This is a genomic window from Candidatus Paceibacterota bacterium (assembly GCA_026195275.1).
Taxonomy (GTDB): Bacteria; Patescibacteriota; Minisyncoccia; order Phycocordibacterales; family JABMNX01; genus JABMNX01.
In genome coordinates, this window is the sequence record JAPHQU010000006.1 from 1 (window position 1) to 16,628 (window position 16,628).

Here is a 16,628-nt window from a genome sequence, read left to right on the forward strand (position 1 = left end):
AACCGGATACTTTTTCTTCGCTGGTCGGAAACTTTTCATCATCTGTTCACTTTTTCAGAGAGCGGACTAACTTCAAGTTGAATGGATCTTGGTGGGGCACGTCACGCGGCATCGTAGGTTGCCGCGAAGATTGTCTCAGCCAGCCATTTCTTGAACGAGGGATTGTCGCTGAATTGCTTGAACAGCTCAGTGTGATCCGTCAGCAGTTCGATAACGGCGCGTTCCAATGCCTTGTCGTGCTCGATCCGTGCATTCTGTTTGTCCGAGTTTTTCATAGCGTTTTGGTAAGCTTTGTCAGCGGCCACCTTCGTGGGTAACTCTTCGGCAATCACCTTTCCGATTTTGTCCGCGTCCTTCCAGTCGATATTACCGAACATGTCGTTGAAGGTCTTCAGGATGTTGCTCAGGAGATCAAGCTCCGGTTCCGGCTTGCGCCCACCACCCGACGTCGGGACCGGGTCAATCTCGGCGTCGGCGTCCGGCAGCGCAATCGACATCGTGGCCTGCGCTTCCACCCGATAGCTGTCCATGTCGATTGAAGCGAGGATACCCTTGGAGAGGTCCTGTTCTTCCGGTGCAGGGAGCTTCGGTGTCAGGAAGTTCAGGAAGATTGACAGCTTCTCCCAATCGGCGTTCGAGTAGGGAAGAATGGCGGCCAGAAATCCATAGGTGCGCGTGAACGCCTTGCACTTGCCCTTGAAATCGACCTGTCCATCTTCGTCTAGATCTGTTTTATAGGTCGCCACACAGGCGTCGAGAATTGGGTCCAGCTTGTCCCTATCGGCACCCCCAAGATACAGCGCAACCAGATCCTCAACCTGCTCCCAGGAATAGACCTGATAGCCATCAAGGCTGGCCTTCAAGTCGTGCAGCTTGTTGGGGTCTGTTTCCTCGCTGAGAATGGTTGTCCGGTAATAATCTTCGAACGAGGCCTTAATGCCGTCGATATCGTTCATGAAATCCAGAACGAACGTATCGTGCTTCTGCGGGTGCGCCCGGTTGAGGCGGGATAAGGTCTGGACGGCCTTGATGCTCGACAGCGTCTTGTCGACATACATGGTGTGGAGCAGCGGTTCGTCGTAACCGGTCTGGAACTTGTCCGCGACGATCAGAAACCGGTACGGGTCCGTCTTGACCATTGCCTCGATCTTGTTGCTTGGGAAGCCGTTCAAGCTGGCCTCCGTCAACTTCTGGCCGCCATATTCATGCTCGCCGGAGAAGGCGACGATCGCCTCATAAGGGCTTTTTCGCTCCTTCAGGTAGTCGCGGAACGCGTGAAAATACTGGATCGCTCGATGAATGCCGCTGGTGACCACCATGGCTCGTGCGGCACCGCCAATCTTCCTGTGGCCAATGACCTGGTCGTGGAAGTGATCGACCATGATCTCAGCTTTTTTCCGGATGGCGTGGTCGTGGGACTCCACATAGCGGCGCAGCTTCTTCTGTGCGCGCTTGCTGTCAAACTGCGGGTCGTCTTCAACCGTCTTCATCAGGCGGTAATAGCTATCGACTGGCGTATAGTGCTTCAGCACATCGAGGATGAAACCCTCCTGAATGGCCTGCTTCATCGTATAGCTGTGGAAGGGCACATGCTTGACCTTGCCGCCCTCCGGAACGCCCGCGCCGAATATCTCCAGTGTCTTGTTCTTGGGCGTCGCCGTGAACGCGAAATAGCTGGCGTTGGGCAGCACCTTGCGGGCTTCCATCAGCCGGTTGATGGTGTCCTCAACGGTTTCGTCCTCTTCCTCGCCCCCATCGGCGGCGAGCGCGATGTTCATCTTCGCCGATGTCCGGCCGCCCTGGCTTGAATGCGCCTCGTCGATGATGACGGCGAAGGACCGACCCCGGTGTTCATCACCGATTTCTTCCAGGATGAACGGGAACTTCTGCACCGTCGTGATGACGATCTTCTTGCCCGCCTTCAGGAAGGCCCGCAGATCACCCGAGCGTTCCGCATGGCCGACAATTGAGGCGACCTGTGCAAACTGCTTGATGGTGTCGCGGATCTGCTTGTCCAACACGCGCCGGTCTGTCACCACGATGACCGTATCGAAGGTGGTCTTGCCGTCCGTCTCCAGCCCGATCAGCTGATGGCTCAGCCATGCGATGGAGTTGCTCTTGCCGGAGCCGGCCGAATGCTGGATCAGGTAGCGCTTGCCCGCGCCAGAGCTTTCCGCATCAGCCAGTAGCTTTCGCACGACGTCCAACTGGTGGAAGCGCGGGAACACTTGCTTTGGCGGCTTCTTTTTGCCCTTGTCGTCGGTCTCTTCGACAACCTGGGCATAGTTCTCCAGAATGTCGGTCAGGTTGCGCTTGGTCAGAACCTCTTTCCAGAGATAGTCGGTTTTCAGCCCATGCGGATTGGGCGGATTGCCAGCCCCATCGTTCCAGCCCTTGTTAAAGGGCAGGAACCACGACGCCTTGCCCTTTAGGTGGGTGCACATCCGCACTTCGTGGTCATCGACAGCGAAGTGAACCACGCAGCGGCCGAACTGGAACAGAAGCTCCTTGGGGTCACGGTCGCGCTTGTATTGTTCGATGGCGTCTTCGACCGTCTGTTTTGTCAGGCTGTTCTTCAGCTCGAATGTCGCAATCGGCAGGCCGTTGATGAAGATAGCAGCATCTAGCGACAGCTTGGTGCCGTCCTTGGAGTAATGCAGTTGGCGGGTGACGCTGAAGATATTGGCGGCGAACAGCTCTTCTGCTTTCGGGTTGCCCACCGATGGTGTTCCGTAGAACAACTCGATTGAGACCGGGCCGTGTTTGACGCCGCCCCGCAGCACATCAATGACGCCGCGCTTGGCGATCTCGCCTTGCAGGCGGTGCAGGAATTGAAGTCTTTTGGGGCCATCTTCAGCCAGCCCAAGCGCTTCGGCGGCTTCGGGCTGGGTGGTTGTAATGAATGCACTCACCTTCGCAAGGTCGACCGCATGGTCGCGGTCGAAGTCCTTGGACTCGCCTGCAACGTATCCGGCGTCACCGATCAAAGAACTGACGATGAGGGTTTCGAGACCTTTCTCGCTGGTGTCAGTCGTCGGCATCGGCCCCCTCCATCATGTCGTCGTCCGTCAGTTCGTCGTCGGCGTCTAACTCCTTAGCTTCGTCGATTTCGACATCATCAATGGGAACCACAATATCGACGTGACGCACATCCAACTTGCCGGTAATAATATCTGCAATCAGGCGTTCGCGGTACTCACCGATGAGCGCAATTTCTGACTGGGCTTTTTCAATTGCTGCATTCAGCGCGCCGGTTTCATCCTGAACCGCATTCAGCAGGAGGTTCTGCTCTTCACGATCCAGCGGAATCGCAACATGCAAGGTGCCCAGCTTTGTTTCAGAGATGGCGGGATAGGCGACGCCTATTGAACTGCGAATAACGCGTTCAATGAATGTACTGCTTTGTAGGATCATGCCGAGCAATTTTGGTTCGATTTCAGAAACTGGGCGCAAGACTGCGAACCCAGTTGACGCGATCAAATCCGGCCATTCATCTTCAACGAAGTAGACGGCTTTTAGGTATGTTCGGACCGTGGAAATTAGTGTGTCACCCTTTTGCACTATCTGTCGGGCGCGCGATGGTGCGTTCTCGAAGCGCAAGCGCTCCGGCTTTGCAGTCAGATAGCCTGTACCAACACAACTGATGTCGAGGTAATCGAACGAGTAGTCAGGATCGGTCTTGTCACCAAGCGCCTTTGCGCTCTCACGAAGCCAATGCTTGAGTGGCTTTACCTCCCAATGCACCGGAACCTCGGGCATCCAGTCGATGCCGGTGGGTTTCATCGGGGCATTGGGGTTCAGGCCGCGCGTGACGGCCTGGTTGATGATCGCCTGCTTCTGCTCATTCAACAGCCCGATCAGCCGTCGCTTGTTGCGGATGAGGCGGTGGACGTTGTGATCATAGCTTCGGACGAATTCAACGATACAGCGCTGCTCGTCCGATGGTGGTTGCGGCACCGGAATCGTGCCGAAGCGATCCGAATAAAGCCTCAAAAAGCCGGACATGCCGGTGCCGAGCCCTTTAGATTCCTGTCGGAACTTCGCCCGGTAGATGTTTGTCTTGAACAGATCGACATAAAAGTCCGGCTCTATCGGCTGCAAAAAACGAAAAACAGCATAGTCCGGACTGACAAGGCCAGCCTCACGCGCTACTGCAAACATACCATTTGATGCCTGCATCCGATTGAGCACGAGTTCGCCCGTCTTTACGCGCTTGTAGCCCTTCAATTCATCTGGAGTGACCGGCTTTGTTGAAACCTTCGCATGGGGTATAAGCCCATGAGCTTGCCGCATTGACAAAAGCGTCTCTGTACCAGTGTTAGTTCGGTCATCAATTTCTCGAAACAGATATTTGCTTCGAGGCACATCCCAATGCTCAGGCACATGGCCCAGCCAAGGCAATCCGCTGTCGCGATAGGTCGGATAGGGTTTGGGCGAGCTCTGGCGCGGCGTCTTGTCCGCGCAATCATTTTGAATATCCATTGGTTTCCGTGCGGCGGCGGGCTGATCAAAAAGAGACGCTTGGGGTAGGTCTCGCGGTAGCTGCATGGTCTGAGTGGCGTGTGAAGCGTTATCGGTGGCATTCACCAACTCGATATCTTGTTCCAGCAGCAAAAACCGGGGGATCGAAAGCGGTTCGACGATTTTCAGGCTTTCCGAAGCATCCTCTTTCAGTTGCTCACGCAGTTCCATCAACAGGCGGCCCAGCACGTTCATGCCAACCAATGCACCGTCCTCGGCAACCTTCGCGCCCCAGAAGTCATCCTTCCTGGACTGCTCTACGATGGGGCGGTCGCCGGTCGCCAACAGCAATCGGCCAAACTCGCGCCAGTTCTGGACAAGCTTGACCCGCAGACACCAGCGCATGATCTTCACGCGCACTGCGTCCCAATCCGGCCGGGAGTCCTTGCGGTATGGCTTGCTGCGCATCTTCGCTGTCATCGGGCTGTTTTGTTCGATGATGAGGCGCTGTACGTCCGGCATGTGCGGGAAGCGGCAGGCCTGATAGAGGGCTTCCGACGTTCGGATCCGAACGCCGTTGATTCGCAGCGGAAAGCCAGGCGCCATGTTCGATAAACCGCCAAACCGTTCGTTCGTCTTTAGAAAGACGACACTCTCGGCGCGGTCATATGTGCGAACCTGGCTGGCTTGGGACATCAGAACACATCCTTCGCCAACATGGCCATGAAGCGCTTCATGGCGGTATCGCTGTTGGTGACACGGGGGAACAATGGATACCAAGGATCGCCAGCCCACAGCGCCAGCGGGGCATTATTTGGACAATTCCTGAAGGTGACAATCAAGGATCCGAAACCCAACGTCTCGAGAAGCATGTTTCCAAGTGGGCGCTGATATTTATTCAAATTCGGACATGCCTTTCGAATGCGCGTGCCTGCTTTTAGAAATTCATCCTCCAGAAGTTGTCTTCCTTCATCGCTGGTAAAAAGACCTTTTCCACCAACGTGTCCCGCCGTCCGCAAGTGCGGCTTGTGGGTCATGGAATCGACGTACTCTTGGACGGTTTTGTCGTCAGGAATGCGGACAGGTCTCAAGACATCTGATGTATTTGTGTGTGCTTTTTGATTCTCTAACTCCTCAGCACACCACCAATGAAAATCAATATTCTTTCCAGCGTCACTTGCAGATTTTAGTATGTTCCCTTTGTGGTGGTGCTCTGCATAATATCTAGCACCAGAATGCAGGGCGATTAGGATCACATGCACAGTGGCTGAATTTGGTGCGTCCTTGATCACCCAACTTTCCAGATCTTGTTTTACCCGGTTCCCGGTAAATGTGGCGTCATCTATATAGACATATACGCTGGGATTGCTGCCACAGGCCGCTGCCTCAAAACCACATTTTGTTTTTAGAATTTTGCTGAAAAGAGCGAGCATTTGAGTTTGACTTGCTCCGCCTTTTTGTATGTTCAGAAATTTGACGTTTTTCCAAAAAGCACATGGGTCAGGGCCTACTAATTTTTCTGTCTGAAATAGGCCGGCAAGAAATCCGACTGTCCTTTGCCTAGAGAAGTAGGTTTTCTTTAGCACATGATCCATTTCGCGTAAGATCGGCACCTGCACGGCTGCATCGAACTGGTTGACCCATTTCTCAACATGAGCTGGCGTCGGGGCGGCAAGATCGCCTTCGCGGTAGTCAGCCGTTGTTGCGGCGATCGACGCTAGCAAGTCATCACGCTCTGCCATTGCTTTCCCCTCCATCGCAGTCTAATCCAGCCATCGCCATATCACAGCCCCTCGAAATAGGTTTTGATTTTTTGGGCCATGAGCTTTCGTCGTGTTTCTAGAAAATCGCCATAGTCGGGGGCTTCGCCGCTTAGTAGGCTTTCTGGCAAGCAACTCATCGCTAAATTGGCGCGGAGTTCCTCCAGATCGGTGATGCCGCCATGCTTCTTTGGCCCGCCATTGCACTGCTCAGCTAGTTCGGCGAAATAGACCTCAGGCGCGCGGTCTCCGATGCCGATATTGATCTCGCTCTGGGCCACTACGAAGTTGGCGATTTGATTGTACCGTCCCCGCGTCATGCCCTGTTTCTTTAGAAGATTGCGCGGATAGACGTGGTGCACGTCGCTGCGGTTCAACAGCAAGTCGCGCACTGTGATGTCGCGCGACAGGAACCCCAGATCACCCAGCTTCGCCTGGGCGGCCTGATAGACGAGGAAATAGGGGCTGGAGCCCGATGAGGTGTCCATCTCCTGCGGCAGCAGGGTTGTCCAGAAGCTCTCCGGCAGTTCGGCTTCGATCACCGCCTCGGTATACTTCGCGAGGCCCTGGGATTCGATTTGCCGGATGTCGAAATCGAACGTGGTTTCCGGGCTGCCCGAATAGCGCCCGCGCAGCAAAGACATGACATACCAGCGCCGCACCAGCCGTTCGATATCGGCCGCCGGCATGCCCTCGCCACGGCCGCGCAGGTACAGGATATAGGCGAAGTTGATGGCGTTCTGGCTGCGGATCAGCTTCGACGTGATGAACCCTGCCGAGCGCAGGATCATCGTCAGCCGGTCGAAATGCGTTTTGTTGATGAAGTTCAGAACGCCTGTCTTCAGCTTGGCGAACGATTCCTCTGCCACCGTTTCTTCGTACTGTTTGGTCTCAAAATTCCGGCCCGACAGCAGGGCTACGAGGTCTTGAAGTTTGCCGCGTCGGAATTCCGACGTGAACGCCACGCGCAACATATCGGTGTAGGAGGGGTCGTAGAGGTCGTCGTTAACGTCCTTCAACCAGCGCATCTTTGGCAGGAATTCGGAGGCGGCGAAAGCCTTGTCGCCCTTTTCTATACGCGACAGGAATTCCGGCGCGATCGCCAAGTGGCAGAAATAGTCGATGGCCTTTCGCAGCATGTTGCCGCCGTAGGTATCGTTCGCTGCGATCTTTGACATGGCAAAATCGGCTTGGCTGAGGGATGCGCCGGCTGAGTTCACGCGGATGAATATCTCGGTCACCGTCTCTATATCGAGATCTTCGGCTAGTTCGATGAAGCCAACATGGTTGTTAATGATCTTGCGCACCCGCTCCAGGACGATCGAGACTTCATCTTGATCGGCGTCGGGGTTACGTGTGGCGTAGTCGCGCGTGAGCTTCGTGAGGCTGGCGTCCGGCGCAAAGACCTCGGCTAAATCAGGAATCCACGCGACGTCCTTTTGAATGGCCGGGTTTGAAACTTCGAACTTTTCCTCGACGGGATGAAAAGCGATGCGGATGCGGACAGTTTCATAGTCCTTCGTTAGAACCTCGCGCCCAAGTAGCGCAGCCATAAGTGCCGTGACCCGCTGCTGGCCGTCGATGAGAATGCGTTTGCCTGAGGAGGACGAGCCGTCCTTCAGGCGCACCGAGGGGTTGCGCCAGGCGATCAGGTAGCCCACCGGATAGCCCTGATAGAGGGAATCGAGCAGGTTGCGGACTTTGGTCGCATCCCAGACGAAGGGACGCTGAATTTCGGGAATGGCGATTTCACCCGACTTTACCCAGGTGAGAAGCGTTTCGATCGGATGGGGGGTGACGGAATAGCGCTGGGTGGCCATGCTCAGTGTCCTCCCGTCAGAACGTCTTCGAGAAGACCTTCTGTTTCTTCTTCAAGGGCACGGATGTCAGCTTCGATGTCGGCCAGTGGGCGCAACGGCTGCGGCTTGTAGAAATTCCGCGTGAACGAGATTTCATAACCAATGACTGTCTTGCCGTCTTCGATCCAAGCGTCGGACGCGTGGGGCAGCACCTCGCGGCCGATGAACGCCTCGATTCCGCCGTCCTCCAGAAACGGCACTTGCTCCGTATCGCGCAATTCGCTATCGGGCTCGTATTCGACAATGACGGCCTTGCCATTAATGACTTTCTGGTAGCGGCCATAGAGGGCCTCGTCGTCTTCGTGCGGGCCTTTGGCTTTGGTCACTTTCTTTATGACGGGTTCGGCGTCGGCATCCTTGATGCCGAGCGTGGCCATGATCAGCTTCTGCCGTTTCGCTGTCATGCGCACGCCATGGGCTTTAGCCAGTGTATCCAAGGTCTCGATGAACGCGTTGAAGTCCTGATGCGGGCCCGGTCCAATATCACCTGCAACCGCCTCGAGAAGTTCCATAAGCGGCTCTTCGCCTGCATCCTTACAGGCCAGAGCGAAGCGCTTGAGCGCGCGCTCAGACATCTCGACCTTCAGGCGAAGCGGTCGTTCGACCGTGACCTTCCAATACCCAAAAGCATCATTGGGAAAGACCTTCGACTGCTCGCTCTCTTCGCCATTAAGGAAGGCGCTGCAGATTTTCTCAATGTCGTCAGGCCCAAGCTCGCAGTTCTTCTTGCCCAGGTTCTTACGCAGCGGTTTGAACCACGAGGTGGCGTCCACCAGATGAACCTTGCCCTTGCGCTCCGGCGACTTGCGGTTGCTCAGCACCCAGATGTAGGTCGCAATGCCGGTGTTGTAGAAAATGTTCAGGGGCAGGGCGATGATGGCTTCAAGCCAGTCATTTTCAATCACCCAGCGCCGGACATTGCTTTCACCGGAGCCAGCATCGCCCGTGAACAAGGCCGAGCCGTTGTGAACCTCGGCAATGCGGCTGCCAACCTTGCTGTCCTTCTTCATCTTGTTCAGCATGTTGGCGAGGAAAACCATCTGACCATCGCTGGAGCGGGTGATCAGACTGTATTCAGGATCGCCGCCATGCTCGATGATAAAACGCGGGTCGGTGATATCCTTCTTGCCGCCCATCCGGTCGAGGTCGGACTTCCAGCTTTTTCCGTAGGGCGGGTTCGACAACATGAAGTCGAATTCGCGTGACGGAAAAGCATCGCCCGACAGCGTCGAGCCGTATTTCATATTCTCAGCTTCAGCACCTTCACCCTTAAGGATCAGGTCGGCCTTGCTGATGGCGAAGGTTTCAGGCTGCACCTCTTGTCCATAAAGATGGACCGACACTTCCTTGCCATGGTCGGTCGCCAGCTTGATGAGAGTATCTTCTGCCACGGTCAGCATGCCGCCAGTACCGCAGGCGCCATCGTACACGAGGTAGGTGCCTGACTGGATGTCATCGGCGATCGGTTTGAAGATGAGGAACGCCATTAGTTCCACGACATCGCGGGGGGTGAAGTGCTCTCCGGCTTCCTCATTGTTCTCTTCGTTGAAGCGGCGAATGAGTTCTTCGAAAATCGTTCCCATGGAGTGGTTGTCGAGACCGGGAAGGCGCTCGCTACCATCCTGGTGTAGCACCGGCTTTGGGCTGAGGTTGACCGAAGGGTCAAGGAACTTCTCGATCAGAAAGCCCAAGATATCCGCATCGACGAGGGTCGGGATTTGATTGCGGAACTTGAACTTGTCCAGAACTTCCTGGACGTTAGGCGAGAAGCCGTCGAGATAGGCTTCAAAATCAGACTTTAATTGTTGGCGACGGGCTTTTGATGCCAGGTCGCGAAGCCGAAACTGAGACGTGTTGTAGAACGCCTCACCCGAAGCCTGACAGAGCGCGGCGTGCTGATTTGCAACGCCTGCTGTGTCGAGCTGAGCCTTCATTGCCAGAACGGCATCTTTCGTCGGTTCCAGAACGGCATCAAGCCGTCGGATAACCGTCATGGGTAGGATGACGTCGCGATACTTGCCCCGCACGTATATGTCGCGCAGGACGTCGTCCGCAATATTCCAAATGAAGTTGCTGATATTTAAGCCGCTCACGCTATCTTCCCTGAAAAAATTTAGACTGAACCTGAATGCTTTCGACGGATTGCTTCCGCATTCTGGGCTGTATTTAAGAAAGGCTCAATGTCAGATGGTCAAACCGCCATCGATTATCGGTAGAATCTTAAAGAAAATGATTGCTCATTACGGGTGCTGCGATCAAGCCGTCGAAGGCGAATCCTGAGCTGGTCCACGCGGTCATTTCGTTATTATTCTTTCTTAGAAAAATTGATTCACTGACCAATGACCAGTTGAGAGGCGCTCTCAATGAGGCGCTCTCAATTAAGGCCAAAAACGGGTCACAGCATTTTAGGGCAGGGTCACGGGCTTTTTGGCCCGGGTCACGGCGTTTTTAGGGTGGGTCACGCCAATTTTCGACCGGGTCACAGCCACTTTGATAAATAAGACGAGAAAGTCACGCTTATGGGCTTTCGCGCGATTCCAGCGAGTTTTAATAACCAATTGAAATATCAGTTGAAATATAGAATTAGAGAACTGCAAAACATCCTGCTTTGGTTAAGCAGGATTTGCAAAATGTGACACAGAATCAATCAATCCGATAATTCATGGGCGACGGCGCCGGATTCTAGATCATGGAAAAGGGCGGCCGTACGCGCATCCGGGTGGCGATCTCCGAATCGTCGGAGAGGACGACCACCGCCGCCTTCAGCCTGTAGCGCGGCCTTGGATCCCTAGCCATAGAGGTCAGTGGCAGCCTCCTCAACTCGTCGTCGCGGGCTGAATCGTTCGAACAGTCGGCGTCAGGCAAGAGGGTGCAGAATGGCGGGGTAGTTGGCAATTTCTGTAAGGCCATTTTTCTGATCCGTCTATCTTTGAGATTTATAAAAACCTGGCATCGCCAAACGCCGTAGCCGAGGTCAGTTGTCGCGAATCTCACGCGACCTCTTAAGCAGCATCTCTTTTTCAGCCTCGGTCAATGCCCGGTGTACAGGAGATGAGCTGTTTGAGTTATGTTTAGGATTGGGTTGTTTCATTACTTTCAACGGTCCGCCAAAGTTGTCGTGAAGGCAAGTGTGGCTAGCTCCCCTTCAGAAAGTCCGTGCAGCTCATGTTTGTCTTCGTGATTCTGGCTGGCCGGCTCAGGCCGCGAAGCCCAGCGCCCATAAAGGTGGGCAGCGGTGTCGTCTGGCCGATGTAACTCGGAACAACCGGCAAGTCCCGGCGCTGTGTCGGCGGTATAGCGGATCGCAGGGTCATGGGAGTAGCTGTTTTCCGTTTGCCTGTACTCATTACCAACCTCTCTCGTCGTTGGCTGTATAAACAACATCACATCTTCACTCTCTATCCATCTAGCACAAACTCCTTCAATTTCTCCTAATAAAAAATCAACAAACATTACAATGTGTTACATACATCCATTGTCTTGTTTTGTAGTTTTTATCTCGGTTGATCTGACCGGGATATGAAAAATGGGTTCTGATGATTGGGATGAATTTAAACCCCGCATGGGGCGGTTCTCAGAGGCAGATGCGCGTGAAATAGAACGCTTGGTGATGCTTCCCATAATGGGAATGCGCGGTTCCGGCATGCGAAGCATCGATCCGCCGAAGGGGCCTGAGCGAACAGCTGTCAGAGATCGAATTCGCTGTATTTTGCGAGATTGGCGCTATTTCAGGGGGCGTCAAGCCATCGTGAAAGTGGCCTCGACCCTCAAGTCCCGCCAAGGCGTTCTCAACTCCGCGCACTACTGCTCCCGTGAACGGGCTGAAGACATCCGTAACGAGGAGCCTGCGATTCCTATGCTCGATCGCCTGGGAAACGAACTGACCGGCGAGCGGATTATTGAGGAAGTTAAACGATGGAACCTGCGCAGCGATGAAGAAAACCATTCAAAGACGGCGAGGGGGCTTATCGCCGATGGGGATGCCGAAGCGGTCAAACAACTGCCATTGAAAGCGCGACTACATAACACCCAGGTCCATCACATCGTGTTATCGGCCGTCAGTGACAGTGATGACTTTGAAAGGGATGTTGAGCGCCTGAAGGCTGCGGCCAAAGTGACGATCGATCGGATGTTTGTCGCTAGCGGCCATCGGGTTCTTTGGTGCGTTCATACGGACAAAGCCCCGCGGATTCATACCCATGTTCTGATCAAGTCCGTCTCGGAATTTGGCGGGCGCTTGCGAACGGACTGGAGCTGCAAATTCACCGACGCAATCCGAACTGAATTCGGAATGAACTTGGTTGCCGCTGGCCTACCACACGAAGTGACCAGACGCGAAGACCGTTGGGAAACACGATCTGCGGTCATGCGTGGGGATGAGCCGCTACGCCCCCATAAATCTATGGGGCGATACAAACGCAAACCCTTGTCAGAGAAGGTGCCGGCCTGGTGGGAAGAATTCGGCGAGGGTTATATTCAGAGAGTGCAAGCCAAGCGGCAAGATTACGGGCGCACTGGTGCATGGAATCTCACTCGATTGAAACAGCTCCTCACAAAATCCCGCCAACAAAAAACTCGCAAAAATATCCCGCCCGAGTTGAAGCCGATTTTTCGTGAAATTGAGCACTCGTTCATCGACCCTGTTGAGGCTTTACGCTCATGGGTCGTTATGGCATCCGAAGGGGTAACGCGGACAGGGCAGGGGACACTCAAATATCCCAATCGAGCTTTGGCAATTTGGTGGCTGCATAAGCAACCTAGCGCGTTTGGAGAAGTCACCTCTGATGCCGAGAAGCTTAGAGATAATGACTCACTCGCTCGAATGATTGAGGAAACACCGCTGATCACCCCTGAATATGCCCCGCTCCCGGTCGGGAAGAAAACACTAGCGGCGATAGAAGGTGGTGCCATCAATCCGCGGGCCGTTTTTCGGGATCGAATGCGCGTTGCCCAAAGTCTTTTGGGGGTGGCGGATTATGCCCGACTGATCGATGTCAATGATGAACAGGCCAAAAAAATCGCGTGGGTCGTCGAAGATGCCTTGAAGCAGCCGGTTGTGAATGTAGTGGAGCAGGGCGGCAAGAAAAGACGATGGAGTGTCGCGCCTGACTCTCCAGTTCACGATGCTGAAAAAAATGAAGGTCAGCCAAAGAGGCCTAGCGCAACTCACCCTGATAGAGCTCGCGAAGAAACACGACGGGCAGTATCAAAAAGAAGAGGCGTTGAGATGTGAGTGGTTTTTCAGATCCTATCACCTTCAAAACAATAGGTGGGGTAAATGGACTTCTGCATCAGGCGTCTCGGCAGGCGAAGAGTTTTTGGTTTTGCAGCGCTTCGATCAGAAGCTTGAGCATCTTCAGGGTTTCGTCGAAAAGATCATCTTCTTTTAAGTCGATTGAGGAAAACGCGCTTGGTTGGATAATGCCGGCTTGAGCCAGGCAGCTCTCGAGTTGCCAATGAAGGCGAAAAAGCTTCTTCATGTCTTTGGGGGAAGAGCTTCCCGAAGATGCCAGCCCAAACGCAATAAGCTCCCTTGCTAACTGGCTTTGTGTTCGGCAGTCATAACGCACCAGTGATTGAATCATTCTTTCATGCATCGCTGCCGTCAACCGAACACGGAATTCCACATCTTTTCTACCCATAAACAGCCTCATTGCCTCATCGTATTCCCCTGATCTATTCGCACCGCGCGTTTGGCGGGTGAGTTTGACGACCGCCTCCTTGCGGGCGCCTGCGGGAGATGGATTGAGCGTGATTTTTTCTTTCTGTGAACGATTCTTGACGTTGCTTGACCAAGAAGCGGATTGCTGTGACTTGCGCATCTCCGCTTACCCATCGCTTTCCGTTGGCCCGATAGGGGTAAATTCGGGGGCGAGTCTAGGCATAGGGATAAGGCCACCATCCGCTGTGTTCAGTTTGACGCCGCCGCTAAGCATCCAATCGAAAATGTGAACACGAATATAACGGACCAAACGCGTCCCTGCTGGGCGGGTGAACGGAGGCCCCCCGCCTCTTGAACGCATCGTGATCAATGTCTCTTTTGGAATCGCTGTTAGCCGTGATGCCTCGTCGGTATCGATGAATTCGAGTAACCAGCCTGGTTTTTCACGTTGCATTTTGTCGATCATGACAAAAAGTGAAGATTTGTAATCGGGGCTCATTTGCTTGTCCTCTATTGGTGAAGATGCAAGCAGTCAGCCAGATATGGATTGGGAAAAGAACAGCGCTATTCCCGGGAAATAAGGGTCTTGACAATGAGTTTTCTTTGCTTTTCTTGATCTGCCTGAAGTTTTTTCAGGAAATTTTTCCAATCGGGACCCAAGTGCTTTCTGACGGTATCCACCGAAATCTCGAAGCCGCGTTCCCGCAGGGTTCTCGCGATCAAATCAAAGACATACGTTTTTGTCATATTTTCGTCTATTTCTCTGCGGCGAAAGAGGTCGGCGGCCAGATGTTCAGCGACACGTCCGAGTGATATGTTTTGCCCTTGGTGGTCGCCCCAAACTTTTGGGCCTGGCTTCCCGCCTCTGGGGTTTTTGTTCTCTGAAGATTCAAATCTTCTATCTTGTCGCGCCGCCTCCCGGATATCCCTGTCTCGCTTGCGGCGCGCCTCTTTCTGTTCAGTCCACGCTTTGATGGCCTGCTTTGACTGATACTTTTTTTTGAGTTTTTGAACGTCGCTCCGGCCCTTCGGCACGAACCACATTCTTAGCATGTGATCAAAATCGGCTCCGATTTCATGGGCGATTTCTGGATCAATTATGTACAGGTGTTCTCGTTCATTTCTTGGGACCAGCTTCGGCCCACCCATGAGCTCTCTTACTTTTTCTCCGCGGTCGGCCTGCGCGATTTTGTATTCAAGAAAGGCGTCTTTTGCGGCTTGCGTCCCATAAATTTTCATCAGTTCCGTATGGCGAGGATGGTTTCTTGGGATCAACCACGCATATGTACCAGCCTCCATTTCCAGGCCGGCAGGCCAATCGCCCTCACGCTTGAGGCGTTTCATCTCCTCATTCGTGATGTAGAGAATTCCATCTGCGTTATTATTCTTCGGAGTTTGTTTCTTTGGCATCGCTTGCGATCCGTTATGAGCAAGGTATACGAAGTTCTATTTTAGTAAATGCGCAGGACTTCCCCTACGATTTCCGAAGCCTGTTTGACAGGGTCCTGGCTCAGATGAGCGTAGCGCGCCGTCGTCTGTGGGCTGGAATGGCCGAGCATGGCACCAATCATCATGAGGGGTACTCCGGCGGATGCCGCGGCGCTGGCGAAGCTGTGCCGAAGATCATGGATCCGTACGTCAGCGAGCTTGGCTTTTTTGCGGATATGCCGCCAAGGTTTCTGAAGGTTTACGAGGTGGGTTCCTTCATTGCGGCCGACAATCACATATTTATTGTCTTCAACTCTCGGCAGATTTTCCAGAATGCGCACCGCCACCGCATTCAAGGGGATCGCCTTTACACCCTTGTGGTCGGTCTTGTGGTGGTCCAGCAGAAGGCGCCGGTTGATAAAATCCACACTCGACCATTCCAGGCTCAGGATCTCGCCCATCCGGCACCCGGTAACGGCGAGGAGACGTATGGCCGCGGCCTGATAGGTTCCGATCACCTTGAGAGCCTCCTGCTCATCCAGAATCCGGAACAGCGCCTTGAACTCATCGGGCGACAGATATCGTTGTCGCTTTCTTTCCCGGAAGGGTTTGATGACGGTTGCCGGATTGCTGTTGGGGAGCATCACGCCCCATTGTTCGGCTTTGTTGTAGATTGCCCTGATCAGTCCGAGAGCCCGGTTTGCGTTGTAAGGCGTGTTGCGCAGAGCCTGATGGAGGTTCGCCACATCTTCCGGTCGCACCTCGGTGATCTTGAAGGCGCCCAGTCTCGGCAGGATGAATTTGTCGAGCAGCCATTGATGGGCATCCATGGTGCTCTCCTTGCACCGGCCTTCGCAATGATCGGTCATGTATCGATCGGTCAGATCGCGCAGTGTATCCCCGTTTCTGAGGTCGGCGCGCTGCTGGGCCGGATCGTTGCCAAGCGATATGCCGCCCTTGAGGCGGATCGCTTCGCGCCGCGCCTGATCGAGGGTGACTTCGCCGACATGACCCAATGAGAGTCTTTTGCTACGCCCGTGGGCGTTCCGGTATTGAAGAACGTAGGTCTTCAATCCGGATTTCTTGGTGCGTACGCCGAAGCCGGGGAGGGCGTCATCCCACAGGACGACCTCGCGTCCGTTCGCCCGCAGATTCCTGATCAGATTTTTGCTCAGTTTGGCCAATTCGACCTCGTTTCAGGTAAGCATGAGGTAAGCACAGGTAAGCAAAAACGGCCTCGGGTAAGCACCCTTTGACAATCTTGATCAAAAATGGGCTTTGAGTCAATATGTTGAAATATAAGAGAAAATCACGCTTAATCCATCTCCCGCAGGCGCCCGCAAGGAGGCGGTCGTCAAACTCATAACCTGAAGGTCAGAGGTTCAAATCCTCTCCCCGCAACCAATAAAAACAATGCCCTAGCTGGAAACGGCTAGGGCGTTGTTTGTGTCTGGGCAC

General features: G+C 54.1%; 11 protein-coding genes and 1 pseudogene. 1 reads left to right on the top strand and 11 read right to left on the bottom strand.

Annotation, left to right across the window (positions count from 1 at the left end):
* Positions 1–101: 101 nt before the first annotated feature.
* The 7 genes and pseudogenes from OQJ98_02845 to OQJ98_02875 all read right to left on the bottom strand — a co-directional run bounded on the left by OQJ98_02845 (position 102) and on the right by OQJ98_02875 (position 11,533).
* Positions 102–3,041, bottom strand: coding sequence for a type I restriction endonuclease subunit R (locus tag OQJ98_02845; GenBank protein ID MCW9054888.1), 2,940 nt, complete (start codon positions 3,039–3,041; stop codon positions 102–104).
* Between the two features lie 1,537 nt (positions 3,042–4,578).
* Positions 4,579–5,157, bottom strand: a pseudogene (locus OQJ98_02850) (NADAR family protein).
* Positions 5,157–6,218 carry a hypothetical protein gene (locus OQJ98_02855; protein ID MCW9054889.1) on the bottom strand — a complete coding sequence of 354 codons (1,062 nt, stop codon included), beginning with the start codon at positions 6,216–6,218 and terminating at the stop codon, positions 5,157–5,159. The pseudogene OQJ98_02850 and the gene OQJ98_02855 overlap by 1 nt, the downstream one beginning before the upstream one ends.
* 26 nt (positions 6,219–6,244) lie before the next feature.
* The gene (locus OQJ98_02860) at positions 6,245–8,041 is read right to left on the bottom strand and encodes a DUF262 domain-containing protein (GenBank protein ID MCW9054890.1); all 1,797 of its coding nucleotides are present in this window, start codon (positions 8,039–8,041) and stop codon (positions 6,245–6,247) included.
* A gap of 2 nt (positions 8,042–8,043) precedes the next feature.
* Positions 8,044–10,173, bottom strand: a complete 2,130-nt coding sequence (locus OQJ98_02865) for a type I restriction-modification system subunit M (protein ID MCW9054891.1) — start codon at positions 10,171–10,173, stop codon at positions 8,044–8,046.
* A 589-nt stretch (positions 10,174–10,762) separates the two neighbouring features.
* Positions 10,763–10,990 carry a hypothetical protein gene (locus OQJ98_02870; GenBank protein MCW9054892.1) on the bottom strand — a complete coding sequence of 76 codons (228 nt, stop codon included), beginning with the start codon at positions 10,988–10,990 and terminating at the stop codon, positions 10,763–10,765.
* Positions 10,991–11,176: 186 nt separating this feature from the next.
* Entirely contained in the window at positions 11,177–11,533 is a 357-nt protein-coding gene (locus OQJ98_02875) for a hypothetical protein (GenBank protein MCW9054893.1), read from the bottom strand.
* Between the two features lie 256 nt (positions 11,534–11,789).
* Between OQJ98_02875 and OQJ98_02880 the strand changes: the two genes are divergently transcribed.
* Entirely contained in the window at positions 11,790–13,313 is a 1,524-nt protein-coding gene (locus tag OQJ98_02880; GenBank protein MCW9054894.1) for a relaxase/mobilization nuclease domain-containing protein, read from the top strand.
* 58 nt (positions 13,314–13,371) lie between these two features.
* Here OQJ98_02880 and OQJ98_02885 read toward each other — a convergent pair whose 3' ends face one another.
* The 4 genes from OQJ98_02885 to OQJ98_02900 form a co-directional block, all read right to left on the bottom strand.
* Complete coding sequence (locus OQJ98_02885; GenBank protein MCW9054895.1) at positions 13,372–13,902, bottom strand: hypothetical protein; 531 nt, start codon at positions 13,900–13,902, stop codon at positions 13,372–13,374.
* Between the two features lie 6 nt (positions 13,903–13,908).
* Positions 13,909–14,208, bottom strand: coding sequence for a hypothetical protein (locus OQJ98_02890; GenBank protein ID MCW9054896.1), 300 nt, complete (start codon positions 14,206–14,208; stop codon positions 13,909–13,911).
* Between the two features lie 98 nt (positions 14,209–14,306).
* Complete coding sequence (locus tag OQJ98_02895) at positions 14,307–15,152, bottom strand: hypothetical protein (GenBank protein MCW9054897.1); 846 nt, start codon at positions 15,150–15,152, stop codon at positions 14,307–14,309.
* A 41-nt stretch (positions 15,153–15,193) separates the two neighbouring features.
* A complete protein-coding gene (locus OQJ98_02900) occupies positions 15,194–16,354 on the bottom strand; it encodes a site-specific integrase (GenBank protein ID MCW9054898.1) in 1,161 nt (386 codons plus the stop codon).
* Positions 16,355–16,628 lie beyond the last annotated feature (274 nt).